Annotated in this window: 20 protein-coding genes; 11 read left to right on the top strand and 9 right to left on the bottom strand. The window is 73.1% G+C overall.

What is annotated here, in order from left to right:
* Positions 1-20: 20 nt before the first annotated feature.
* From IPH07_06030 to thiS, 3 genes are read right to left on the bottom strand one after another with little or no spacing between them, the layout of a single operon-like run.
* On the bottom strand, positions 21-665 hold the full coding sequence (locus tag IPH07_06030) for a thiamine phosphate synthase (protein ID MBK6916940.1): 645 nt from the start codon (positions 663-665) through the stop codon (positions 21-23).
* A 6-nt stretch (positions 666-671) separates the two neighbouring features.
* On the bottom strand, positions 672-1,484 hold the full coding sequence (locus tag IPH07_06025) for a thiazole synthase (protein MBK6916939.1): 813 nt from the start codon (positions 1,482-1,484) through the stop codon (positions 672-674).
* Positions 1,485-1,486: 2 nt separating this feature from the next.
* Positions 1,487-1,846, bottom strand: a complete 360-nt coding sequence (thiS, locus tag IPH07_06020; protein ID MBK6916938.1) for a sulfur carrier protein ThiS — start codon at positions 1,844-1,846, stop codon at positions 1,487-1,489.
* A gap of 79 nt (positions 1,847-1,925) precedes the next feature.
* Between thiS and IPH07_06015 the strand changes: the two genes are divergently transcribed.
* The gene (locus IPH07_06015) at positions 1,926-2,660 is read left to right on the top strand and encodes a Crp/Fnr family transcriptional regulator (GenBank protein ID MBK6916937.1); all 735 of its coding nucleotides are present in this window, start codon (positions 1,926-1,928) and stop codon (positions 2,658-2,660) included.
* Between the two features lie 127 nt (positions 2,661-2,787).
* A complete protein-coding gene (gene alr, locus IPH07_06010) occupies positions 2,788-3,963 on the top strand; it encodes an alanine racemase (protein ID MBK6916936.1) in 1,176 nt (391 codons plus the stop codon).
* 3 nt (positions 3,964-3,966) lie between these two features.
* On the opposite strand, the gene IPH07_06005 is transcribed toward alr, so the two are convergent.
* The 4 genes from IPH07_06005 to amrB form a co-directional block, all read right to left on the bottom strand.
* On the bottom strand, positions 3,967-5,052 hold the full coding sequence (locus tag IPH07_06005) for a hypothetical protein (GenBank protein MBK6916935.1): 1,086 nt from the start codon (positions 5,050-5,052) through the stop codon (positions 3,967-3,969).
* Positions 5,053-5,127: 75 nt separating this feature from the next.
* A complete protein-coding gene (locus IPH07_06000) occupies positions 5,128-5,304 on the bottom strand; it encodes a hypothetical protein (GenBank protein MBK6916934.1) in 177 nt (58 codons plus the stop codon).
* Between the two features lie 66 nt (positions 5,305-5,370).
* On the bottom strand, positions 5,371-6,561 hold the full coding sequence (locus IPH07_05995) for a L,D-transpeptidase (GenBank protein ID MBK6916933.1): 1,191 nt from the start codon (positions 6,559-6,561) through the stop codon (positions 5,371-5,373).
* Between the two features lie 60 nt (positions 6,562-6,621).
* Positions 6,622-7,824 (bottom strand): AmmeMemoRadiSam system protein B, encoded by a 1,203-nt coding sequence (gene amrB, locus IPH07_05990; protein ID MBK6916932.1) that lies wholly within the window; start codon positions 7,822-7,824, stop codon positions 6,622-6,624.
* 15 nt (positions 7,825-7,839) lie between these two features.
* Between amrB and IPH07_05985 the strand changes: the two genes are divergently transcribed.
* Positions 7,840-8,997: a hypothetical protein gene (locus IPH07_05985; protein ID MBK6916931.1), complete on the top strand. Its 1,158-nt coding sequence runs from the start codon at positions 7,840-7,842 to the stop codon at positions 8,995-8,997.
* Positions 8,998-9,004: 7 nt separating this feature from the next.
* On the opposite strand, the gene IPH07_05980 is transcribed toward IPH07_05985, so the two are convergent.
* On the bottom strand, positions 9,005-10,825 hold the full coding sequence (locus tag IPH07_05980; protein MBK6916930.1) for a protein kinase: 1,821 nt from the start codon (positions 10,823-10,825) through the stop codon (positions 9,005-9,007).
* 16 nt (positions 10,826-10,841) lie between these two features.
* Here IPH07_05980 and IPH07_05975 point away from each other — a divergent pair, with 16 nt between their 5' ends.
* Positions 10,842-12,908 carry a hypothetical protein gene (locus IPH07_05975; GenBank protein MBK6916929.1) on the top strand — a complete coding sequence of 689 codons (2,067 nt, stop codon included), beginning with the start codon at positions 10,842-10,844 and terminating at the stop codon, positions 12,906-12,908.
* On the opposite strand, the gene IPH07_05970 is transcribed toward IPH07_05975, so the two are convergent.
* A complete protein-coding gene (locus tag IPH07_05970; protein MBK6916928.1) occupies positions 12,820-14,565 on the bottom strand; it encodes a hypothetical protein in 1,746 nt (581 codons plus the stop codon). The genes IPH07_05975 and IPH07_05970 overlap by 89 nt on opposite strands.
* A gap of 54 nt (positions 14,566-14,619) precedes the next feature.
* Here IPH07_05970 and queA point away from each other — a divergent pair, with 54 nt between their 5' ends.
* The 7 genes from queA (at position 14,620) to IPH07_05935 (ending at position 24,138) form a co-directional block, all read left to right on the top strand.
* The gene (gene queA / locus IPH07_05965) at positions 14,620-15,648 is read left to right on the top strand and encodes a tRNA preQ1(34) S-adenosylmethionine ribosyltransferase-isomerase QueA (GenBank protein ID MBK6916927.1); all 1,029 of its coding nucleotides are present in this window, start codon (positions 14,620-14,622) and stop codon (positions 15,646-15,648) included.
* Between the two features lie 77 nt (positions 15,649-15,725).
* Complete coding sequence (tgt, locus tag IPH07_05960; protein MBK6916926.1) at positions 15,726-16,844, top strand: tRNA guanosine(34) transglycosylase Tgt; 1,119 nt, start codon at positions 15,726-15,728, stop codon at positions 16,842-16,844.
* A 319-nt stretch (positions 16,845-17,163) separates the two neighbouring features.
* The gene (gene yajC / locus IPH07_05955; GenBank protein MBK6916925.1) at positions 17,164-17,586 is read left to right on the top strand and encodes a preprotein translocase subunit YajC; all 423 of its coding nucleotides are present in this window, start codon (positions 17,164-17,166) and stop codon (positions 17,584-17,586) included.
* A 60-nt stretch (positions 17,587-17,646) separates the two neighbouring features.
* Positions 17,647-19,779 carry a protein translocase subunit SecD gene (gene secD, locus IPH07_05950; protein MBK6916924.1) on the top strand — a complete coding sequence of 711 codons (2,133 nt, stop codon included), beginning with the start codon at positions 17,647-17,649 and terminating at the stop codon, positions 19,777-19,779.
* Positions 19,779-21,287, top strand: coding sequence for a protein translocase subunit SecF (secF, locus tag IPH07_05945; GenBank protein ID MBK6916923.1), 1,509 nt, complete (start codon positions 19,779-19,781; stop codon positions 21,285-21,287). Before secD ends, secF begins: the two co-directional genes overlap by 1 nt.
* Positions 21,284-23,101 (top strand): single-stranded-DNA-specific exonuclease RecJ, encoded by a 1,818-nt coding sequence (recJ, locus tag IPH07_05940; protein ID MBK6916922.1) that lies wholly within the window; start codon positions 21,284-21,286, stop codon positions 23,099-23,101. The genes secF and recJ overlap by 4 nt, the downstream gene beginning before the upstream one ends.
* Positions 23,102-23,235: 134 nt before the next feature.
* A complete protein-coding gene (locus IPH07_05935) occupies positions 23,236-24,138 on the top strand; it encodes a hypothetical protein (protein MBK6916921.1) in 903 nt (300 codons plus the stop codon).
* Positions 24,139-24,287 lie beyond the last annotated feature (149 nt).

The raw sequence follows: 24,287 nt of genomic DNA, 5'->3' as shown, positions 1-24,287 counted from the left end.
ACTATCGCTGTGTCGAGGTACTAGCCGAGCGCGCGGACCATCGCGCCGACGTCGGCGGCGACCTGCGCGGGCGCGCCGAAGAAGGCCGCGATGCCGGCCAGGCCGTGGGCACCCGCGGTGATGCAGGCCAGGGCGTTGCCGCCGTCGATGCCGCCGAGCGCGAACACGCGGGCGCCCGGCGCTCGCGCCATGCGGGCGAGCGCGCCGGGGCCGAGCGGCGTCGCGGCGCCCGGCTTCGGCGTGCGCGGGGCGAACACCGGCCCGAGTACGGTCGCGTCGCAGTGCGGGTGCCCGGCCGCGTCGGCGTCGTGGCACGAGCGCAGCACCCACGCCGACGGGCCCAGCCGCGCGCGTGCCTCGGCGAGCGCGTCGCGATCGGGGTCGCCGCGCAGCACCACGCCGGCCATCGCATAGGCCGCGACCAGCGAGGCCGCTCGCTCGAGGTCGACGCTGGCGCAGCCGAGCAGCAGCGGCACGCCGCGGCCTCGCGCCGCGTGCACGAGCGCCGCGTGGGCGTTCATCACCTGGGCCGGCGCGGCACCGGGCACGCGCAACCAGATCGCGATGCGATCGCGCGCGCCGTGGGCGAACCACGCATCGATGCGCGCCGGATCGGCGGCACCTTCGGGCGGCGTGATCGCCAGCAGCCGCACCTGTGCGAGCACGACCGGCTACTCGATCGCGCCGGCGGTGGGGCTGCTGGCGTTGGCGTGGCCGCGGATCGGCATGCGTCCGGCGCGGTACGCCAGCCGCCCGGCCTCGACGCCCAGCCGCATCGCGGTCGCCATCGCGATCGGATCGCGGGCCTCGGCGATCGCGGTGTTGAGCAGCACGCCGGCACACCCCAGCTCCATCGCGACGGTGGCGTCGCTGGCGGTGCCGACCCCTGCGTCGACGATGACCGGCACGTTCACCGCTTCGAGGATCATGCGCAGGTTGTGGGGGTTGCGGATGCCCATGCCGCTGCCGATCGGTGCCGCCAGCGGCATCACGGCGGCGCAGCCCAGCTCGGCCAGCTTGCGGCACGCGATCGGATCGTCGGTGACGTACGGCAGCACCGTGAAGCCTTCGTCGACCAGCAGCTTGGCGGCGCGCAGGGTCTGTTCGTTGTCGGGCAGCAGCGTGCGCGGATCACCGATGACCTCGAGCTTGACGAGATCCGCGATGCCCAGCTCGCGCGCGAGCCGGAGCGTGCGCACGGCCTCCTCGGCGCTGTAGCAGCCGGCGGTGTTGGGCAGCAGCGTGTAGCGATCGCGATCGATCCACGACAGCAGGTTGTCCTTCGCCGAGAGATCGACGCGCCGCAGCGCGACGGTGACGATCTCGGCGCCACTGGCCGCGAGCGCCGCACGGGTCTGCGCGGCGTCCTTGTACTTGCCGGTGCCGACCACCAGTCGCGAGCGCAGCGTGCGTCCGGCGAGGACCCATGTGTCGTCCTGCGACACGACATCGTTGACAGGGGCGGCGTGGGTGGGCTCGACCATGTTCATCCTCCTCCGACGAAGGTCACGACCTCGAGGCGATCGCCGTCGTCGAGCGTGGTCGTCGACCACTGCGCGCGCGGGACGATCTCGAGGTTGCGCTCGACCGCCACATGCCGTGGATCGAGCGCGAGCTGCTGCAGCAGCGCGAGTACGGTGGTGCCGGGCGCGAGCGTTCGAGCCTCGCCGTTGACGGAGACCGCGTGCACGTCGCCGGCTGCATAGCATGCCGCTGGCGGCCCTGCGCTGCCGCGGGCTGCGCCAAAGCCGTGCGGTGAAACGCCACGCGGTCGTCTGTTGCGTCTGCCACTGTTGGGGTTTCGCCACAGCCGATCCCGCCCCGCTTGGTCTGGAGCGAGGCGCATTTGTGCAGTCATTTCCAAGGGCTCGCAGTTTGTCGCCGGAGTGTGGTCCATGGCACGCCGCGTGCTCTAACCCCTTGCCATGCCGACGCCCGCCGATTCCCGCCTGCACACCATCCCCCTCGAGCGGATGCCCGTGGCCGATGTCCTCAGCTGCGTCGAACCGTTCACCGCCGCCCGCGCGCCCGAGATCGAGCTACTGGCACAGTCGGCGGTGCGGATCCGCAAGCCCGCCGGCGCGCCCATCATCGAGGAGGGCGCCGCCCCCGATGGCCTCTACGTGGTGCTGCGCGGCCGCGTGAACCTGGTGCGGGCGGGCGAGGGCAACCGCGATCTGATCCTGATGACGGTCGGTCCCGGCGACGTGGTGGGTGAGACCTGTGCCTTCGATCGCGGGCTCGCGACCACCGCGGCGGTCGCTGCGGTGCCGGTCGAGGTGCTGCGCATCCCCGCGGACGTGCTCGCCGCCCACCTGCGCCGCGAGCCGGAGACGCTGCTGCGCCTGGTCCAGCTGGTGGCCGACAAGCTGCGGGACATCGAGAGCGTGGCGTCGTCGTTGGCGCTGCACGATGTCGAGGAGCGCCTGCGTCGCACGCTCGTGCGCCTGGCCCGTCGACAGGGCCGCGTCGGCGCGACCGCCAGCACGCCGCTGGTGTTGGCGCCGGTGCCGACGCAGTCGGAGCTGGCCCGCATGGTCGGCTCGTGCCGCGAGACGGTGTCGCGCACGCTGTCGGCGATGGCCCGCGACGGCCTGCTCAGCTCGAGCGGCCGCCGCATGATCCTCGACCCCCGCCTGCTCGGCACCGCGGCCGCGTAGCGTCGCCGGCGCCCGCCGAGCGCGCGGGAATGTCCGGTGCGCGCCGAGGCGTCGCGGCGACCGACGCCGTCGCTGCCGACGGCCCCCGCCGCCGATGACCCCGCGACCGCGTGATATAAGCCCATCCGTGCCCTCGGAACCCGCCCTCGGCGTGCGCAGCGGTGCCGCCGCGGTGACCGTGCGACCGACCTTCGCGAAGGTCGACACCGCCCAGCTCGCGGGCAACCTGCAGGTGGTCGCACGCCACGTCGGCGCGGCGACCCGCGTGCTGGCGGTGGTCAAGGCCGACGGCTATGGCCACGGCGCGGTGGAGGCCGCCCGCGCGTTCGCCGATGCCGGCGCGTGGGGCCTCGCGGTCAGCCTGGTCGAGGAGGGCGTCGAGCTGCGCGAAGGCGGCGTGCTCGCGCCGGTGGTCGTGCTCGGCGGCGTCCCGCCGACCGCGGCCGACGTCTTGGTGCACCGTCGCCTGCGACCGGTGGTGTGGAGCGTCGATCACCTCGAGCCGCTCTCGGCCGCGGTCGTCCGCACGGGTGCCCACGCGCTGCCGGTGCACCTCAAGATCGACACCGGCATGTCGCGGCTGGGCCTGCTGCCCCGTGATCTCGCGCCGGTGCTGGACTGGCTCGCGCGCGACGGCGGCCGCACCCTCGCGTTCGAGGGCGTGATGACGCACCTGGCGTGCGCCGACGAGATCGACGACGAGCTGTCGAGCGCGCGACAGCTGGCGTGCTTCCAGGATTGCCTCGGCACCATCGCCGCGCGCGGGCTGCAGCCGCAGCTGCGCCACGCGTGCAACTCTGCGGGGCTGGTGCGCTTCGCCGGCGCCCACTTCGACATGGTGCGCCCCGGCATCGCGCTGTACGGCGCGGCCTCCAGCGCCGACGTGCAGCTGGCGGGCCTGCGCCTGGCGCTGTCGGTGCACTCCCGCGTGCTCGGCATCCGCGAGCTGCCCGCGGGCGTGCGCGTGTCCTACGGCGGGCGCGCGCAGCTGCAGCGCGACGCTCGACTCGCGATCGTGCCGGTCGGCTACGGCGATGGCTACCCGCGGGCGATGTCGGGCCGCGCGCAGATGCTGGTCCGCGGCCATCGCTGCGACGTGGTCGGCAACATCACGATGGACGTGTGCATGCTCGACGTCACCGATCTTCCCGACGTGCGGGTCGGCGAGGAGGTCACGTTGCTCGGCCGGCAGGGCCTGGGCGCGATCGATCTGTACGAGCTCGCGAGCTGGGCGGGCACGGTGCCGTACGAGATCACCTGCGGCCTCTCGAAGCGGGTGCCCCGGCGCCACACCGGGCCGTGAGCGTCACTTCGGCGCGGGCGTGGGCGCGGGCGCGGTCTCCGGTGCGGGCGCGGTCTCGGGGGCCGGCGTCGCGCACTCCTTCTCGCCGACGTAGTCGGGGTCGCAGGGATCGGTGATGGCCTGCACGTCGCCCCCCTCGGCGCACTCCTTCTCGCCGACGTAGTCGGGGTCGCAGGGGTCGTCGATGCTCTGCACGTCGCCGCCGTCGGCGACGCCGGCCGCCGTGCCCTCGGCGGTCTTGTCCCACTTCACGTCGACCTTCCGAAAGCTCATGCCGTTGACCGGATCGAAGTCGCGGGACTCGCCCCGCACGTCGGCGAGGAAGCCCGCGGTCGAGAACATCGCGGTGGCCTTGGTGTCGCTCTCGGTGGTGCGGCTGCCGTCCTTGGTGGTGAAGACCTCTTTGCGCTTCTCGACGATCTCGAGGCGCACGACGTCTTGCTTGCGGGCCTCGTCGCGGAACATGCCGGCGACCTTGGTCTCGACCTTGCCCTCGACGTAGCGACCGAGCTTGCCCTTGCGGCCGCGGTGCTCGTCCTCGGCCCAGCTCTCGCCGTCCTTCACGGCGCGATCGGGCACCACCAAGAAGCCCTCTTCGAGGGCGCGCAGCACCTGATCGATGAACTGGCCCAGCTCCTCCGACACGTCCTGGGGCGGTGGCGGCATGAAGGTGATCTCGCCCGTGGGCTTGACGTTGAAGGTCACGTTCATGCCCTGCAGCTTGGCGGTCGCGTCGGCGACGAAGGCGGCCGGCGACATCGGGGCCGACGGCGGCAGGCCCCACTTGAGATCGACGTTCGAGAAGGTCGCACGCACGAGCGCACCCTTCGGATCGTCACCGACGACGACCATCTTCACGTCGCACTCGAGCGCCTGGCTGATCGACTGCCCGTCGAACGACTGCGTGTTGCCGATGCGCAGGTGACCGGCGTAGCTGGCCCCCGGCGTGAGGTCGTAGCGCATGTGCACGCCGGCGGTGGGCACGGCGATCTTCTGCAGGCCCTTGGGCCCACAGCCCGACAGCGGCGGCACGGTGGCGGCCAGGCCCAGGGCGAACACGACTCGGGCGACGCGGCGAAGGGCGATCATGGCCGCGGAGACTAGCAAAGTTGCCCGCGGTGGCTGCGGCCGCGGGACGAAATCGATCCCGCCGGCGGCGTGGGATCACTCCGGTGCCGGCCACAGCGGGGCGTCGAGGTCGCCCTCGAGCGCCGCCTGCTCGGCGCGGCGGCGCTCGGCGGCCTCGGTCTTGCGCTTCTCCTCCGCGGGATCCGGGGGCCCGATCGGGCGCTGCTGCGTGAACTCCAGCCCCTCGGGTCGGCTGCTGTCGCGCACGTGCACGATCGCCGAGTGGCTGAGGTCGCTCGGCAGGTAGCCGGTCCAGCCGCGTGGCAGCGTGGGGCCGACCTAGTCGAACAACCATTGCGTGTCGAGCGGGGCCATGTTGACGCAGTCGTGACTGCGACGGTTGCCGAAACGGTCGTGCCAGTACGCGCCGTGGATCGCGTTGTGGCCCTGGAACAGCAGCACCCAGGGCACGCCCTGAACCATGAAGGGCTTGTCCTCCCAGTCCTGGTTGGCCATGTCCATGCTCGCGACCTTGGCCCAGATGGGATAGTTGCCGAGCGGCGTGGGTGAGCTCTTGCCGGTCGCGACCAGGGTGGTGAACACGGGGGTCTCGCCGCGGTACGCGACCAGCACCTGCTCGCCGATGTCGACGTCGATCCACTGGTCGTTGGCGGTCGTGCGCATGCGCTCGGGCACCACCACGCCGTCGGGCGGTGCGATCACGTGGACCTCGTTGAGGTCGTCGGCGTCGATCCACTCGCCCTCGCCGATCCGCCACCACGCCGGTCGATGCTCGCCGCTGGGCTCGAGCAAGGCCACGCGCTCGCGCAGCGGCAGTGTGCGGAGCTTGGCGGCGTCGCTGCGCGGGGCGTCGCGCACCTGCGTGTGCTCGCCGTTGGTCCATGCGAACGCCGGCCCGGCGGCGACGCCCTCGAGCACCACGCCCGACCACGCCGAGCCCTGGCCCATCCAACCCACGCCCTCGCGGGGGATGAGTGAGCCGTACTGGCTCTCGATGTACTCGGCACCGTCGACGTCGATGCTCTTGCGCACGACGATGCTCATGCTCTTGACCAGCTCGCGTCGCAGCACGCCGGTGCGCACGGCCTCGACGTTGGCGTACTCCGGCACGCCGTCGTGCCGAACGATCGCGTAGCTGTGGGGCAGGCGGCGGCCGGCCAGCGGCGGCATCGCGGCGCCGGGCTCGGGCGGGAGCTCGGTGCGCTTGACGTGCTCGGAGCACACGAAGCCGAACGGCCGGACCGCGTACCAGAGCTTGCCGTGACAGCCGACGTCATCGCGACTGGCGACCTCACCGCGGACCGCGAAGCGGGTGCCGCCGGCGACGGTCGCGATGCGCTTGTGCGGCACCCACGGTCGCCCACGCACGACGGTCTCGCCGTGGCGCGCCTCGACGAACGCGACCTCGCTCGGGGTGACGACGACCTCGCCCTCGGTCGCCCACGCGGTGGGCTCGAGGCCCGCCAACGCGGTGAGCACCCGGAGCAAGGACAGCGAGCCAATGATCATCGCGGCGGCCAAGTTAGCACCTGCAGTGACGACGGCGACGCGCCGGCGCAGCGCGGCATTTCAGTGCCCATGCGCACGGACGCCGTCCGCGAAGCGCACCGCGGCGAGCCCGACGACGCCCGAGGCCGGCGCCGGCAGGGGCGCCAGTCGCTGGGCCAGGACCTCGCCGCGGACCTCGGTGCACAGCTCGCACAGGGTCGCCAGCACCGGCAGACCGCTGGGGCGCCCCTGACCGAGGCGGTCGTCGGCGCGCGCCAACAGCTCGCGCGTGCGCCCGCGGCACAGCGCGGCCAGCACCTCGACGTCGCGGCCGGCGAGCTCGGCCCGCGCGGCGTCGTCCAGGGCGGGGCGGCCGTACGCGGGGCCGGCGTGGGTGAGCTCGGCGGCCCCGACGATCAGCACCGCCGCGTCCTCCATCAAGGCCTCGAGCGTCGCGACCAGCTCGCCCACGGCGTCGTGCAGACGGTCGTCCTTGCCGACCACGGTGGCGCCGGCGAGCAGCGGCACCACCTTCGGCATCGCGCCGCCCCAGGCGTGCTGCAGTGCCAGCACCGCCCACTCGAGGCTGTGCGAGGCGCGGTGACGGATCGCCTCGCGATCGATCCAAGGCAGTCGCCGTCGCAGCGCGTCGACGACATCGCCGGCGATCGCCGTGGTCCCCAGCGGGGTCGCGTAGGGGCGATCGCACAGCGCGTAGGGCAGCAGGCCCGGGTGGTGATCGGCGCCGAGCAGGATCACCGCGTCGAGGCTCGCCGCCGGCGGCAACGCGCCAAGGGCGGCACGCAGCTCGGGCGCTGCGAGATCGATGGGCGCGTGGGGCAGGACGATCGCGCGCGCGGGGCCGCCCTGCGCCAGCGACTCGGCCGCGCCGAGCACCGCCAGCTCCTGCCGCAGCGCGATCGGGTCGGCCGCGTACAGCACGTCGGCGAGGATCGGCGCGCGCGAGGGCGCCGCGAGGAAGGCCTCGTGGGCCGCGGCCCACCGCTCGCGGAAGCGATCGTCATCGAGCAGGCCGGCCTCGCCGAGCTGTGCCACGAAGGCCTCGAAGTCGGCGGCGTCGAGCACCAGGCCGCCGGTCATGGCCAGCGACTGCCGCACCTGCGTGAGCGTGCGCCGCCCGTCGAGGGCGTCGAGCACCGGCGCAAACTCGGCATCGATCGCGAACGGCTCGGCCAGGCCCATGGGGTCGCGCAGCACCAGCAGCGCCTCACCGGCGCGCGACAGCGGGATGCGTTCGACGTTGCGTAGCTTGGGGCGCTCCATGACAATGCGACGAAGGTGTGGCCGTTGCTCCTGCCCCCGGTGGCCGCGCCGCCGCCGGCCACGGATCTCGTGGGCGTCGTGTGGCACGACGAGGCTACGGTCGATCGCGCGGCGAAGCAACGCGTGCTGCAGGCGGCCCAGCGCGGCAGCAAGCGCGGCACGCTGGTGATCGACGGCGCCGATCGACGGGCGCGGGCGATCGTCGCCGGCGAGATCGATCGCGAGGTTGCCGACCGCCAGGTTGCGCGGCTGGCCGCGCTCGAGGCCGCCGAGGCGCTCTACCGCAGCGGGCAGTCGGCCGAGGCCCTCACCGCCAGCGACACCATCCTCGCCGACTTCCTGGCCGATCCCATCGCGCCCGGGGCCGCGCAGGTGCTGGTGCGGGTGCACCTGCTGCGCGCGCAGGTGCAGTGGACCGAGGGCGCGATCGCGGCGGCCGAGCAGGAGCTGCGGTCTGCGCTGCACTACGACCCCGAGGCCCGCACGAGCACCCGACGCATGCCGCCGGATCTGGTCGCGCTGCACCAGCGCATCGCTGCGGAGCTCGACGGCGAGCGCGCGCGCTGGGCCACGCCGCGCATCACCCTGGGCGACGACGCGCTGGTCGAGCTCGACGGTCGCGCGGGGCTGCGTCCGGTGCCGCCCGGATCACACCTGGTGGTGGTGCGACGTCCCGGCGCGCGGCCGGTCGCGGCGTTCATCGAGTCCGACTGGGATCCGCCGCCGCCCGAGGAGATCCTCGCCGTGGGCCTGCCCGAGGACGCCGCGGCGGCGCAGCGCACGTGCGATGCGCTCGCGCTGCGCGAGATCCTGCTGGTGCGCCTGCGCGGCAATCGGGTCGGGGTGCAAGCGTTTCGCTGCGGCGACGCGTTCGCGATGCCGTGGTACGGCCGCTTCGACGCGATCGAAGACGGCACGCGCACGGCCCTGCGCGCGGCGGTGCAGCCCGATCCCGCGCAGCGCATCGCCAGCGACGACGCGTGGCCGAAGCTCGTGCGTCCGGGCAGCGACACACCGCCGTCGCCGACCACCAAGCCGTGGTACCGGCGCGCGTGGGTGTGGACGGTGCTCGGCACCGTCGTGGTCGGTGCGGTGGTCACCGGCGCCGTGGTCGGCACGCTGCCGAAGCAGTCCGCCTACGGCATCGACACCGACTCCTTCCTCGGCCGTTGACGCTCGACTACTCGGCGTCCACGCGGGTGAGCTCGCCGGCGCGGATCGTGACGCTGCGCTGCAGCAGCACCTGGCGGCTCGGGCACGCGTCGGTGCAGGTCACGACCACGCGGTGCGTGCCCTCGGGCAGCGCGTGCTTCTTGATCGGTGTCGCGCCCACGCGACGGCCGTCGACGGTGACCTCGGCCCACGCGACGCTACCCGCGAACACCGCCAGCGTGCCCTCGCCGGCGGGACCTCGCGGCTTCAACACCACCGCCGCGGGCAACGGATGCGTCGGGTCGACGGTGAAGGTGCGCGGCAGGTGGCCGGCGCGCTTGACCACGACCTCGGCACCGCCGGCGGGAATCTCGATGGCCCCGTGGTCGGCGGCGGCCCGCCCGTCGACGGTGACGATCGCGTCGGCCGGCGTCACCGCGAGCGCGACGGTGGTCGGCCGCGCCGGCGGGTCCTCGGCCGGCGGGCTCGCCTCGGCCGAACTCGACCCGGGGGTGCTGGCCTCGGACGCGGCGATCGACTCGGCCGGCCCGCTGCCCTCGGGCATGGTCGCGTCGAGGCTCGGCGCGCGCTCCGGCACCGGCCGCGCGGCCGGGCGCGCCGCACCGACGCCGGCGGCGGGCGTCGATGGATCGTCGACGGCGATGGGGGTCCGCGCGGCCTCCTCGGCGCCGCTGCGGGTACCGAGGGTCCAGCCGAGCGCGGCCACGCCGAGGGCGAGCACCGCCGCGACCGCGACGGTCTTGGTGCGCCCGCTGCCGCCCGCGGCGGCCGTGGCCGGGGGTTCGACCGGCAGCGAGCGCGTGATCACGGTGAGCCGGGTGGCGAAGGTCTGCGTCGACGGGCGCTCCTTCGCGCCACGCTTGACCGCCGAGCCGGCGATCGCCGGCTGCGTGGCGCCGCCCTCGAAGCCCTCGGGGAACAGCTCGCGCAGGTGCGCGGCCAGCTGCGAGTCCACGTAGCTGGCCGCGTGACGGGCGAACGCGGGGCCCAGCCGTGACAGCAGCGCACCGGCGTCGGCCGGGCGCGCGGCGGCCTCGAGCGACAGCGCCGCGCCGACCGGCTCGCGCAGCTCGCTCGGCAGCAGCGAGAGATCGGGCGCGGTCCACACGCCCTCGCGGGGGAACGCGCGCTCGAGCGTGACCAGCTCGTACAGCACGCACGCCGCCGAGAACACGTCGGCGCGGGGATCGACCGTGTCACCGCGCATCTGCTCGGGCGCGGCGTAGCCGGTCGAGCCGCCGCGCATGTCGACCTCGGCGTCGGCCGGCGCCGCGATGCCGAAGTCGACGATGCGGACCTGCCCCGAGCGGTCGACCAGCACGTTGCGCGGCGTGATGTCGCGGTGCACGACGGCGGGGCGACCGGGCTCGGCGGTGTGGGCGTAGGCCAGGCCGGTGAGCACGCCACGGGCGATGTGCAGCGCGGCGCCGAGCTCGAGCGCACGCTCGCTGACGCGGCAGCGCTCGAGCACACTCGACAGCGAGGGCCCGTCGACGTGGCCCATCACGATGTAGAACGTGTCGCCGGCGCGACCCAGCTCGTAGATCGGCACGATGTTGCCGTGCGAGAGCGCGACCGCGGTCTTGGCCTCGGCCGCGAACATGTCGACGAAGCGGGGCTTGGCGGCCAGCTCGGGCAAGATGGTCTTGATGACGAGCTTCTTCTCGAAGCCGAGCTCGCCGACCAGTCGCGCGAGGTAGACCTCGCCCATGCCGCCGCGGGCCAACAGCCGCGTCAGCCGGTACTTGCCGAAGGACAGCGAGGTCTCGCTGCTGGTCAGCAAGTCGGTGCGCGAGTCGTCGCTGCTCACCGCGGACAAGGCCGCCATGGTAGCATGCGGGGACGTGACGGCCGCGACGCACGCCGATGCCCGCCTGCGCGCGCGCTGCCGGCCTGCGCGGGCGTGGGCTGTGGCGCTGTGGCTGGCGTCGGGGGGCTGCGGCGACGAGATCCGCGCGACGCTGGTGGCGCTGCCCGGCTGCGGCCTGGAGGAATTGGATCTCAACGCGGTGCGGGTGGTGCCCCGTGGCGACTTCCCCATCAGCGCCGCGACGGCGCGGGTGTTCGGGCCGGGGCAGGGCACGCTGCCCGAGCTGCCCGAGGCCGCCGATGCGCTGACCGTCGAGGGCCAGTTCGGCGACTTCACGGTCGCGGTCGGTCGCACCGCGCGACTCGACGATGTCCGCGGCCCGCTGCCGGTCTACTTCGCGCCCGAGGATCAGCTGTGCGCGCTGCCGTCGGGCGTCGACTTCCGTGACGTCGGTGGGCTCGCGGTCGGTCCCGAGGGCGACGTGCTGCTGGCGGGCGGCCGCGATCGCAACGGCCGCCTGCTCGACGATGTCATCCACGCCCGCGACGACGATGATCTCGTGACGCCGCTCGACCGTGGGCTGCCCTCACCGGTGACCGGGGTGGTGGTGGTGCCGACTGGCGCCCGCAGCTTCGCGATCATCGGCGGCGCGCGGGCCGACGGCCGCGCGCTCGATCACTACGTGCCGGTCGATCTCGATCGCAGCACGCCGGTGCAGCCCGCGTTGCGGATCGACATCGACGGCATCGACACCGCCCGGGGTTATCACGCCGGTGTGGTGCTGCCCGACGGCCGCATCCTCGTGACCGGCGGGTGCAATGCGCTGGACCTGCAGTCGCGCTGCGTGCCCTCGGATCGCCACGTGTTCGCGACCGGTTTCGTGGTCGACCCGAGCACCACGCCGCCCGGCTTCGAGGCCGCGCCCCCGATGGCGCAGAAGCGCTACGAGCACACGCTGCTGCTGGCCCGCGACGGCACCGTGCTGGCGGTCGGCGGGCGCAACGGCGACGGCAACGGGGTCGCGACCATCGAGCGCTGGCACCCCGACGCGCCCGAGTGGACCGCGTACGCGGATGACTTCCGACTGCAGCGCGTGCAGGGCAGCACCGACGGCGAGACCCAGGCGATCATCGGCGCGGCGCTGCTCGAAGGCGGGCTCCTGGCGATCGCGCTGTCGGATGGCACGCTGGCGTGGGCGACCGACGACGCCGCGGGGCGCTGGCCGGGTTGGTGCGACGGCGTCGACGAGCGGGCCTGCTTCCACGAGCACGGTCCGCTGGCGCTGGCGAACCCTCGGCGGCAGCTGCTGGCGCTGCCGGGCGAGCGACTCTTCGCCGATACCTGGTTGCTGCCGTTCCCGACCCTGGCGGTCGAGCCCGACGACGCCGTCGACCTCTCGCGCGCGCAGCTGGGACTGGCCCAGGTACCGCCGGTGCGCCGCACGGCCACCAGCATGGTCGCGCTCGCCGATGGCAGCGTGCTCGCGGCCGGCGGTCGCGACCCCGACACGCTCGAGCCGGTGCAGCCGTTCCTCGTGCGGCTGCGGCCGCGACTCGATGGCCCCGACGAGAACATCCCCGGCGTCGACACCCTGAGCGCCGGCAGCCTGGTGGTGCACGAGCCCTCGCGCGTCGCGTTCGCCGGCGATCGCGTGGAGCTGCGCGCGAGCGGCTCGGCGCGGGAGTTCCCGGCGGTCTGGGCCCACGTGCGCAGCTTCACCAGCGCGAGCTTTCGCTTCGACGTCACGCTCGGCGTGGTGCCCGACACCGAGGGCGTGGTCGATCCGCCGGCGGTGCACGTGGTGCTGTCCCACGGCGCAGTCGCACGCACCAGCATCCGCTTCGGCGAGCGCATCGAGGGCTTCGGCCGCGACGCGCTCGGCGAGGTCACGCGCTTCACCTGCGCCGCGGATCCGGTCGACTTCGTCACCAGCCCGCGGCCGCTGCAGATCTACGTGCGGCCGGGCTCGATCGACGTGCGCCTGGGCGGCGTCAGCGTGGCGCGCTGCCCGGTCACCGCCACCGTGCCGGCGGCGATCGGCGTGGGCGTGTCGGGTGGTGGGTTGCTGACGGCGACGCAGATGAAGCTGACGCGGATCTGACGGCGCAGCGACGCGCGTCGTCGTCGTCGTCGTCGTCCTCGCATACCGCCACGCCCTCGCTCCACAGCGCGTCGAGCGAGCCCGCGGCGGCACCACCGACCTCGCCACCCTCGCGGACCCATGCGCACAGCACCGCCTGCACCTTGGGCGTGGGATGGGTGGCGTGACGCAGGCTCTGGGCCAGGCGTCGGGCGTAGCCGGCCTCGGGGCGGCCCGCGAGGACCTTGGCGACCGCGTCGGCCCCACGCGCGCCGAAGCTGCGGGCGAGCGCACGTGCGGCCTCGGTCGACAGCTCGGTCGCGACCGCGTCGTCGGTGAGCATGTCGACCAGCGCAGGGAAGGCCGCGTCGCCGCACCGCGACAGCGCGCCGATCGCCGCACGCTGCACGATCGGCTCGGCGTCGGCACCGTCTTGCACGCCGCCGACCCGTGCGCGCAGGCTGCCCACGAGCTTGCGCTCGCAGGGGCCCGCGACGCGGTCGAGCGCCGAGGTGCGCACGCTCGGCCACGGGTCGTCGAGCGCGCGCGACAGCCACGTGGTGCCGCCCGGTAGCGGCATGGTCGCCCACGCCAGCGCCGACAGCCGCGGCGCCGGCGAGCGATCGAGGCCGTGGCGCTGCGCGAGCGCGCCGGTCTGCGCGGGGGGCAGCGCCTGCAGCGATAGCCACGCGAGGATCTCGTGCGCCTGCGTGGTCGCCGGCAGTGTGGCCGCGGCGACCCGCTGCAGCGCGGCGCGGGCGGCCTCGCGTTGCTCGCCGTCGTCGTCGCCCGCGAAGGCGGCGAGTCCACGCACCGCGGCGACCCGCACCGCGAACGGGCGCTGGTCATCGAGCGACCACCCGGCGAGCCGCTGCACGAACCCCGGGTCGGCGCCGTCGATCACCGCGGCGCGCAGCTGGATCAGCGCCGGCAGTCGCGTCGCCTCGGCCCGCTCGAGCTCGCCGTCGATCGCGGCGAGCACGGCGGCGCTGGCCTTCGCGGAGCCCCGCAGGCGTCGTCGCATCGAGCGCGTGAACTGCTGGCGCAGGCTGGTCTCGCCGCGACCGGCCAGCACCAAGAGCTCGGCCACGCCGGCGTCGGGGGTCAGCTGCACGAGGTCGTCGAGCAGCACCGCACGGATCGCCAGCGGCAGCTCGCGATCGGCGACCAGCTTCGCGAGCGCGGCGTGGGCGTGCTCGCCCAGATCCCGCAGCACCGGTCGCCAGGTCTCGGCGGCCGCCAGCGCCGAGACCTCCGCGGCCTCGCGCAGCACGGCCGCACGCAGCTCGTCGCCCACGCGCGCAGCCACGTCGGCGCCGCCGCACTCGGCGAGCACGTCGAACAGGCGCTTGCGCTCGGCGCTGGTCGGCGGCGGCACGGCGCCGAGCCGCGCGAGTAGGGCCGCCTTGCCCAGCTCGGCGTGTTGCACGAGGCGCGCGCGTGCCTGCAGATAGGCGCGGCTCTGATCGGTCAGCACCACGGTGACGTCGGCCTCGGCCCGTGCGACGTCGTACTCGCCCGCGTCGAGGGCCGGCTGTGCGGTGGGCCCCGAGCGGGCGACGCCCGCTGGCGCTGCGGCGGTGCCCGCGGGAGCCGCGGCCGCGCCCGCGGGGGCCGCGGTGGCGAGCGCGAGGATCACGGCCACGGGGTGCAGCCACGCGGGCACGAAAGCAGGCATCGGTCGAGCGAGCTTGCCACAAGGGCAGGGCCGCGGCCAAAGTGCGCCCCGCCCGTGGAACCCGCCGACTTCGACTTCGAGCTGCCGCCGGCCGCGATTGCGCAGCAACCCGCCGCGCGCCGCGGTGACGCGCGCTTGCTCGGGGTCGGCCGCGACGGGGTGAACGTCGATCACGTCGCGCGCGAGCTGCCGTCGCTGCTGCCCGAAGGCGCCTTGGTGGTGCTGAACGACTCGCGGGTGATCCCCGCGCGCCTGTTCGGACGCCGCGCCGACGGCCGCAGCTTCGAGCTGCTGGTGACCGCGCCGCGGCCGACCAGCGTCGGCGCCCGGGTCGAGGCGTGGGTCCGCGGCGGCCGTCGGCTGCGCCGCGGCGATACACTCGAGGTCGGCGCCCTGGTGCTGCGGGTCTGCGACGATGCCGGCACCGCGCGCGAGCGCAGCTTCGAGGTCTGCGCCGGTGAGCTGATGGCGGCTTGCCGTGCGTTGGGGCAGGTGCCGCTGCCGCCGTACATCGTGCGCCCCGAGGGCGCGACCGCGGCCGACCTCGAGCGCTACCAGACCGTCTACGCCGACGCCGACGGCAGCGTCGCGGCGCCGACCGCCGGGCTGCACCTCGAGCCGGACGTGCTCGCGCAGCTCGACACCGTCGCGATCGCGCTGCACGTCGGGCCCGGCACCTTCTTGCCGATGGACGTCGCGGACGTCCGCGACCACCGCGTCGGGGCCGAGCGCGTGCATGTCGGCGAGGCTGCGGCGGTGCGCATCGCCCAGGCGCAGCGTGCAGGTCGGCCCATCGTCGCGATCGGCACCACCGTCGTGCGCGCGCTCGAGCACGTCGCGCGGGCCTGCGGTGGCATCGAGCCCTACGACGGCGCGACCGAACTCGTCATCACGCCCGGCCATCGCTTCGCCGCCGTCACCCACCTGCTGACCAATTTCCATCTGCCGCGCAGCAGCCTGTTGATGCTGGTGTGCAGCTTCGCCGGGCACGCCCGCACGATGGCCGCGTACCGCGAGGCGGTCGCCCGCGGCTATCGCTTCTACAGCTACGGCGACTGCATGTTCGTGGAGGCCGCACCGTGACCGAGCCCTTCGATCCCACCGCCGGGCTGTCGTGCGACGATCCCGAGCTGCAGCGAGCGCCGCCCGGCCGCTTCGAGCTGCTCGCGCAGCACGGCGACGCCCGCACCGCGCGGCTGTGGACCGCCCACGGTCCGGTCGACACCCCGTGCTTCATGCCGGTCGGTACCTACGGCGTGGTCAAGGGGCTGCGCGCGGCGGACCTGCGCGCGGTCGGATCCCAGGTCGTGCTCGGCAACTCGTACCACCTCGCGCACCGCCCCGGTGCCGAGCGCATCGCCCAGCTCGGGGGGCTGCATGCGTGCAATGGCTGGACGCGCCCGATCCTCACCGACTCGGGCGGCTTCCAGGTCTTCAGCCTGCAGGGGCTGCAGCGCATCGACGACGACGGTGTCGACTACCGCACGCACTTCGATGGTTCGGCCCATCGCATGACCCCCGAGAGCGTGCTGCGGACCCAGGCGTGGCTGGGCACCGACATCGCGATGGTGCTCGATCACTGTCCGGCCGCCGGCGTCGATCCGGCGCAGCTGCGCATCGCGGTCGATCGCACGACCCGCTGGGCCGAGCGCGCCGCGGCGGCACGCGGATCGATCCTCGGCGCGCAGCAGCTGTGCTTCGGCATCGTGCAGGGCGGCATCGACCTCGCGATGCGACGCGAGCACGTCGCGACCATGTCGGCCTTGCCGTTCGACGGCTTCGCGCTCGGCGGCCTGTCGGTCGGCGAGAGCCCGGCGCAGATGCACGCCACCATGGCCGCGATTGCACCGCTGCTGCCCCGCGACAAGCCCCGCTACGTGATGGGCATTGGCATGCCCGAGGATCTGCTGGCGGCGATCGACGCCGGGGTCGACATGTTCGACTGCGTGCTGCCGACCCGCAACGCACGCAACGGCCAGCTCTTCACCGACGCCGGTCGCATGTCGATCAAGCGCGCCGCGTTCCGCGACGATCCCCGGCCGATCGATCCCGCGTGCGGGTGCCCGAGCTGTGCCGCACCGACCGCGGTCGCGCGGGCATGGCTGCGCCACCTGCATGCCTGCGACGATCCGTTGTTCGGACGCCTGGCCAGCCTGCACAACCTGTGGTTCTTCCACGCGCTGGTCGGACGGCTGCGGGCGGCGCTGCGCCGCGGCGACTATCCGGCGGTGCGCGATGAGACCAGGCGCACGCTCTCGACCCCGGCGCCGTCCGACTAGGCGCGCGGCCGTGCCCCCGACGCGGGATCGCGTCGCCGGACGGTGGGCGCCCCGGCGCCGCCGTGCCTCGGCGGCGCGCGATGGCCCCCCGGCGGCCCTTGACCCCCCGCGGCGCCCTTGCTACCCCTGCCGCCCCGAGGGACCCCGACGTCCTCGGGTCCGCCCAATTGTCCGCCGGCGGTCAGGGCCCCATGACCCTCCAAGCCACCGGTCAGACGTGGCCGAGGTGTGCTCTACGATTCGGGCCGACGAGAGCGAGCCGTACATGCCGTTGAACTCCTTCGTGTCCCTGGTGTCGCTCACGCCCCGCGCCGTGTTGATGGGCGAGGGTGCGGCCTCGAGCCTCTTGGGTGTGCTGCCGCTCGTGCTGATGTTCGCGGTGGTCTACTTCATCGTGCTGCGGCCGATGAGCAAGCAAGAGAAGGATCGCAAGAAGCGGGTCGAGGGCCTCAAGAAGGGCGACCAGGTCGTCATCGGCGGCGGCATCCTCGGGCGCATCTCGAACCTCGACGATCCCAAGGTCGCGGTGGTCGAGATCGCCGACCGCGTGAAGATCCGCGTGCTCCGCAAGGACATCCTCGACGCCGCCGAGGCTGCGATGAAGGACCCGGCCGGCGCGAAGCCAGAGCCGAAGCCAGAGCCGAAGCCGGAGCCGAAGCCGGACGCGAAGCCGGAGCCCAAGGCCACCAAGAAGGCCGACAAGGACATCGACGACAAGGACGAGGCCGAGGCCCGCGCCTAGCACCTCCAAGGGCCCCCTGACGACGAGCCGCTGCGGCTCGCGCCCCACGAAGCCACCACCATGCGTCGATTCCTCAAGATCAAGACCCTGCTCCTGATGTCGCTGCTGGCGGTCAGCGTGATGTCGTTGCTGCCTTCGTTGATGCCGGCCGAGCGCCTGCCCAGCTGGCTCACCGACACCTTCACGCGCAAGTTCCAGCTCGGCCTCGACCTCCAGGGCGGCCTCCACCTCGAGTACTCGGTCGCCGTCGACGAGGCCATCGAGAACAAGCTCGACCAGATCGCCGCCGAGCTCGAGATCGGCTTCCGCGAGAAGAAGAACCTCGACGTCGAGATCACCCGTGACGGCATCGACACCCTGGTGGTGACCTTCCCCAGCGCCGAGGACGTCGCGCTGGCGACCGACGACGTGATGGGTCTGACCTACGGCGTGCTCGATCGGCTCGACGCCGAGGAGGGCCAGGCCGCCAACGTCATCGTGCTCAAGATGCCCGCCGCCGCGCTGGCCGAGAACCGCAAGGCCGCGGTCGCCAACGCGCTCGAGACCATCAGCAAGCGCGTCGACGCGATGGGCGTCGCCGAGCCCAACATCTATCCCAAGAACCGCCAGATCGTGGTCGAGCTGCCGGGCCTGGCCGACGAGAGCACCGAGCTGCGTGCGGCCGCCAGCGACGCCGGCGCGCGACTGGGGCAGATCCTCGCCGCCGCCGGTGCGGCGCAGGTCTCGACCGCCGACGTGCGCGATCAGGCCGGCGCGCTCAAGCTCACCATCCCCGACGGTGATGTGCGGGCGCTGCTGCAGCAGGCCTTTCCCGCGCAGATCACCGACGACGGCATCATCGTCGACGACCGCCTGCCCGCCGAGCTGCAGCTGCTGCCGCCGGATCCGACCCAGCCCGATCCCGGCACCGCCACGCTCGCGCTGACCGAGCGTGCGCGCGATCAGATCCTCGCCGGGGCCAGCGAGTTCCACCGACTGCTCAAGATCATCGAGCGCCAGGCCGTGCTGCGCATGCACATGGTCGACGACGAGACCCCGTTCGGCAGCACCGGCAAGCCCTACCTGCGCGCGCTGTTCGACGCCGGCATGGTCACCCAGGGCATGGGCATCTCGGTCAACGTCGAGGACGAGTACGGCCGCGAGGGCGGCGTGACGGTCAAGGACCCGTTCGTCTACTACGCGAAGGACCTCGCGACCCTGGAGAACTTCTTCGCCGGCCTGCCGCCGGCCTGGCGCCTGCCGGCCGACATGAAGGTTGCGTTCGGCACCGCGCCGGTGACCACGCGCCGCGGCCAGCCACCCGAGACGCTCTACCGCACCTACGTGATCAAGGCCCGCGCCGAGGTCACCGGTGAGAGCATCGTCAACGCCTCGGTGGCATTCGACCAGCAGACCGGGCAGCCCGAGGTCAACGTCAAGCTCGACCGCGTCGGCGCCGATCTCTTCGAGGAGATGTCGGGCAACAACGTCGGCCGCAAGATGGCCATCATCCTCGACGACCTGGTGCGCTCCGATCCGGTGTTCAACGAGCGCATCCCGGGCGGCAACGTCCGCATCACGCTGGGCGGTGGGCCCGGTCAGTCGGCCCGCGAAGCCGCCAACGACCTCACCAAGGTGCTCAAGAGCGGCTCGCTGCCGGCCCGCCTGCAGAAGGAGTCGGAGATGCGCGTCGGCGCCGACCTCGGCAAGGACGCGGTCGAGAGCGGCGCCAAGGCCTTCGCGATCGGCCTGGTCGCGGTGGTGCTCTTCATGGGCTTCTACTACCGCCGCGCCGGCTGGGTCGCCAACCTCGCGCTGGTCATGAACGTCGTGTTCATGCTGTCGGCGATGGCGTTCTTCCGCGCTACCCTCACGCTGCCCGGCATCGCCGGCGTCGTGCTCACGCTCGGCATGGCCGTCGACGCCAACGTCATCATCTACGAACGCATCCGCGAGTTCGTCCGCGAGGGCTACACCGCGCGCGCCGCCATCGAGGCCGGCTACGACCGCGCGTTCACCAGCATCCTCGACTCGCAGCTCACGACCGCAATCGCGGGCCTGGTGCTGTGGCAGTACGGTTCGGGTCCGATCCGCGGGTTCGCGGTCACGTTGCTCATCGGCATCGCGACCTCGATCTTCACCGGCGTGTTCTGTACCCGTCTCTTCTTCGACGTCCAGGCCAACCGCCGCGGATTCGACAAGGTGTCGGTGTGATGCAGGAAGGCCGTCAGAAGTTCTACGAGGTCATTCGCCCGGGCACGAACGTCCCGTTCGTGGCGCAGCGATGGCGTTTCATCTGGATCTCGATCGTGCTCGTGCTGCTGTCGGGCGCGACCATGGTCTACAACCAGGTCGTCCGCGGCGCGCCGCTCAACTGGGGCATCGACTTCGCGGGTGGCTCGACGGTTCGTCTGCAGCTGTCCAAGCAGGTGCCGGTCGAGGACATCCGCGTGGCGCTCGATGGCTACGGCTACGAGGGCAGCTCGGCGGTGACGGTGCCGGGGGCCGACAACGAGGTGCTGCTGCGGGTCAAGGAGGTCGTCAGCATCGACGAGACGACCCTCGCGGCGTGCAAGGCGGCCGTCACCGAGGTGCGCCGCAACCCGATGGCGGCTCCGCCCCCGCCACCGGAGGACGGCAGCGCGCCCGCGCCGGTCGGCGAGACCGTGCACCTGCTGGGGTTCTACCAGCCCGACGGCGGCAGCAAGCTCTTCCTCAAGTACGACGGCGAGCCCGACTGGAGCGAGCTCGATCGCCGCATCGACGAGGCCGGCTGCGACGGCTCGGTCGACAAGGGCTTCGAGGTCCGTGCCGGCGAAGTGCCGGTCGAGGTCTCGCTGCTGGGGATGGGCAACAAGCTCGCCGAGCAGCTCGACGAGCGCTTCGGTGCCGGCACGGTCGCGCAGATCGTCCAGGCCGAGACCGTCGGCGCCAAGGTCGGCGACCAGCTCAAGATCGACGGCTCGAAGTCCCTGCTGTACGCGATGGGCTTCATCTTCCTGTACGTCATGATCCGCTTCGACCTGCGCTTCGCGCCGGGCGGCATCGTGGCGCTGGCCCACGACGCCTTCATCACGGTCGGCGCGTTCGCGCTGACATGGAAGGAGTTCAGCCTCACGACCATCGCCGCGGTGCTGACCATCGTCGGCTACAGCATCAACGACACCATCGTGGTGTTCGACCGCGTGCGCGAGCGCGTGGCGCTGTTCCGCGACGAGGACATCGAGGGCTCGACCAACCAGGCGCTCAACGAGACCCTGAGCCGCACGATCCTGACCTCCGGCACCACGCTGCTCAGCGTCATCGCGGTGTACTTGATGGGCTCGGGCTCGATCGCCGACTTCGCATTCGCGCTGATCGTCGGCATCACGGTCGGCACGTACTCGTCGCTGTGCGTCGCGACGCCGGTGTTCCTGTGGGTCAACCGCCGCTTCTACGGCGGCGAGGGGCACCTGCGGTGGCGCAACGACGGCCCGGTCGGCGAGACCCCGGCCGGCGCCGAGCGGCCGGTCCTGGCGGCCGGCGAGGGCGAGGTCGACGAGGACGGGCGCACCGCCGGCGAGGTCCGCGAGGTCGAGCGCGGCCACGACCACGACGCCGAGGCCGAGGGTGATCACCTCGACCTCGAGCGCGCGGCGCAGGCCGACGGCGAGGGCGAGGGCGGTGACGACGGCGCGGTGCCGAAGGCCTCGCGTCGTCGCCGGCGGCGACCGCAGTCATGACCGGGGCGGGCGGACACCACCCGCCCGCGCTGGCCGAGCGGGCCAGCATCGATCCCGCGGATCTCGAGCGCACGGCGGTGCGGCTGCGGCTGCCGACGACGGCCGTGCGGCTCCTGCTGGCCCGCGGCATCCGTGACGACGAGGCCATCCGCCGCGCGTTCGCGCCCAAGCTCGCGGACCTCCGCAAGCCCGAGCGCATGGCTGGATTCCCGGCCGCGCTCGACCTCTTGCTGTGGGCCCACCAGTCGCGCGCGCGCATCGGTGTCTTCGGCGACTACGACGTCGACGGCGTCACGACCGCGGCGATCCTCGCCGGCTACCTCGAGGCCTTGGGGCTGCGCGTGGTCGTGCGGGTCGCCCATCGCGATCACGGCTACGGCTTCACGGTCGCGGACGCCGATGCCTTCGCGACCGCCGGCGTGCAGCTGCTGCTGCTCGGTGACACCGGCACCAGCGACGTCGAGGCGCTCGGACGTGCGCGCGCCCGCGGGCTGCGGACCATCGTGATCGACCACCACCAAGTGCCCGAGCAGATGCCGCCCTGCGACGCGCTCATCAACCCGCACCAGCCCAGCTGCGAGTTCCCGTTCAAGGGCCTGTGCTCCGCCGGCGTCGCGTTCTATCTCTGCGCGGCGCTGCGCACCAAGCTCGGCGACGCCGCGCGCCCACCGGACCCCCGCGGGCTGCTCGACTTGGTCGCGATCGCGACCATCTGCGACATGATGCCGCTCGTCGAGGAGAACCGGGTGCTCGTGCAGCGCGGGCTCGCGCTGCTGCGCACCGCACCGCGACCGGGTCTGCGTGCGCTGCTCGAGCGCGCCGGTGCGTGGGGCGAGAACCCCATCGACGAACAGACCGTCGGCTTCCGCGTGGGCCCGCGGCTCAACGCACCCGGTCGCCTGGGCTCGGCCGAGCCGTCGCTGCGGCTGCTGCGGGCGCGCACCGTCGCCGAGGCGCAGCCGCTGGCGGAGCAGGTCGAGGGGCTCAACCAGCAGCGCAAGGCGCAGTCGGAGCGCGCCGTGCAAGACGCGTGGGCGCAGCTGCGCGAGGATGATCCGAGGACGCTACCCGCGGGCCTGTGCGTCGCCGAGCGCGGGTGGTCATCGGGCATCGTGGGTCTGGTCGCCGGTGCGCTGAGCGAGCGCGCACGACGACCGGTCGCCGCGCTCGCGATCGACGACGGCCTCGGGGTCGCGCGGGGATCGGTGCGCAGCTTCGGCGGTGTCGACGTCCGCGCTGCGCTGGCCGCCTGCGCCGGCCTGCTGCAGCGCTTCGGGGGCCATCGCGAGGCCGCCGGTCTGACGCTGTCGATCGACGCCATCGCGGACTTCCGCGCCGCGTTCGCGTCGGCCTGCGCGGCCGCGGGTGCGCAGGCCACCGGCGCGGAGCTGCTCCACGACGGCAAGCTGCCGCTGTCACGCCTCGATCTGGCGTTCGTCGACGGCCTCACCGCGATGGCCCCCTACGGGGTCGGCTTCGCCGCGCCGCGCTTCGTCGGCAGCGCGCAGATCGTGTCGATGCGGGTGCTCAAGCAGCGTCACCTCGCGCTGCGGCTGCGCGAGGACGGCGCCGAGCTCGACGCGATCGCGTTCGGTCAGGCACCGCTCGACGCCGCGGTCGCGGGCGCGGGCGTGGATCCCAGCCAGGCGCCCGGGTCGCCGGCTGCGCCGCACGACGGCCCGATGCTCGAGCTGGCCGACCTGGCACCCGGCCGCGCGATCGGCTTCCTGTTCGCGCCGAGCATCGACGTCTACCGCGGGCAGCGGCGGCTCCGCGTCGTCATCGAGCGGCTGTGGGCGACGCCGCAGCACTGAGGCACGTTCGACCCCACGCCGGCGCCTGCGGCGAGCGACGCGTCGGGCGATGCGTCGGACGTCGCGGCGGCGACGGACGTGCCGTCCGTCACCCGACTTTGACGGCACGAAAGCGACGATGCTAAGAATCCACCATGTCCGTGTGTCGCTTGGGGCTGGGATCGCTGCTGGTGGGATGGCTCGCGCTGGGCTGTGGCCTGCGCTCCGATCCGCTCTTCGAGGGTGATCTCATCGACGAAGCCGGCACCGGCGCGGGGACGATCGACGCCGGCACCGACCCGGGCGCCTCGGCGTGCGACGCACCGATCGAGATGCCGGTGCAGAACATCACCGTCAACGGCCAGCTGAGCGGCGGCAACCACGAGCGCGGCTGGTGCGGTCAGGACGACGGGCCCGAGCAGGTCTACAGCCTCACCGTGCCGTACAATGTCGACGTCACCCTGGCGGTGACCAAGGCCGATTCGCCGCTGACGCTGCGCATCGTCGAAGACGGCTGCTCGGACGGCGAGGGGCGCACGGTCATGTGCGCCAACGACTTCGTCGACGCGCCGCACCACTTCTTCGCGTTGGCCGGCCACACCTACTCGATCATCGTCGACAGCGAGGACGGTGCCAGCGGCGAGTTCTCGTTCGACGCGGTGTTCGGCTGGCCGACGATCGACCAGTGCACGGTGCACGACGAGGTCATCTTCCAGCAGCCCGGCGGCTCGTTCGTGTGGTTCAACGACTTCGGGCGCGGGCAGGGCGACGTCGACGGCGCGTGCGGTGGCCCCGGCCGCGACAACATGTTCCCGGTCCAGGTCAGCTACCCCGGCAACATCTACGTCGACGTCACCGCCAGCGGCGGGCTGTCGCCGGTGGTGAGCCTGCGCACCAGCTGCGCCGGCGTGTCCGAGCTGACCTGCAGCAGCGGCGGAGCCAACGGCACCGCGTCGATGACGTGGTTCATCGACGCCTCCAGCCCCGAGTACTACCTCGTGGTCGACCAGGCCACGATCGACGGTGGTTCGTACGGGCTGTCGGTGTTCTTCGACTAGTACCTCGACACAGCGATAGTGATGGGTCAGAACGCCGTCATGGCCGCGACTCCGCAAGGCGCCGTGCCGCCGGAATACCGGGCGTATTTCAAGGTGCGGCAACGCAGCGAGGCGCGGTCAGGGCGGTGTTATGGCCCGTCACTCTCGCT

This window comes from Deltaproteobacteria bacterium, from assembly GCA_016709225.1.
GTDB lineage: Bacteria > Myxococcota_A > Polyangia > Nannocystales > Nannocystaceae > Xiheibacterium > Xiheibacterium phototrophicum.
The sequence above is the reverse complement of the archived record's forward strand: the minus strand, read 5'-3'. Positions and strand labels throughout refer to the sequence as shown.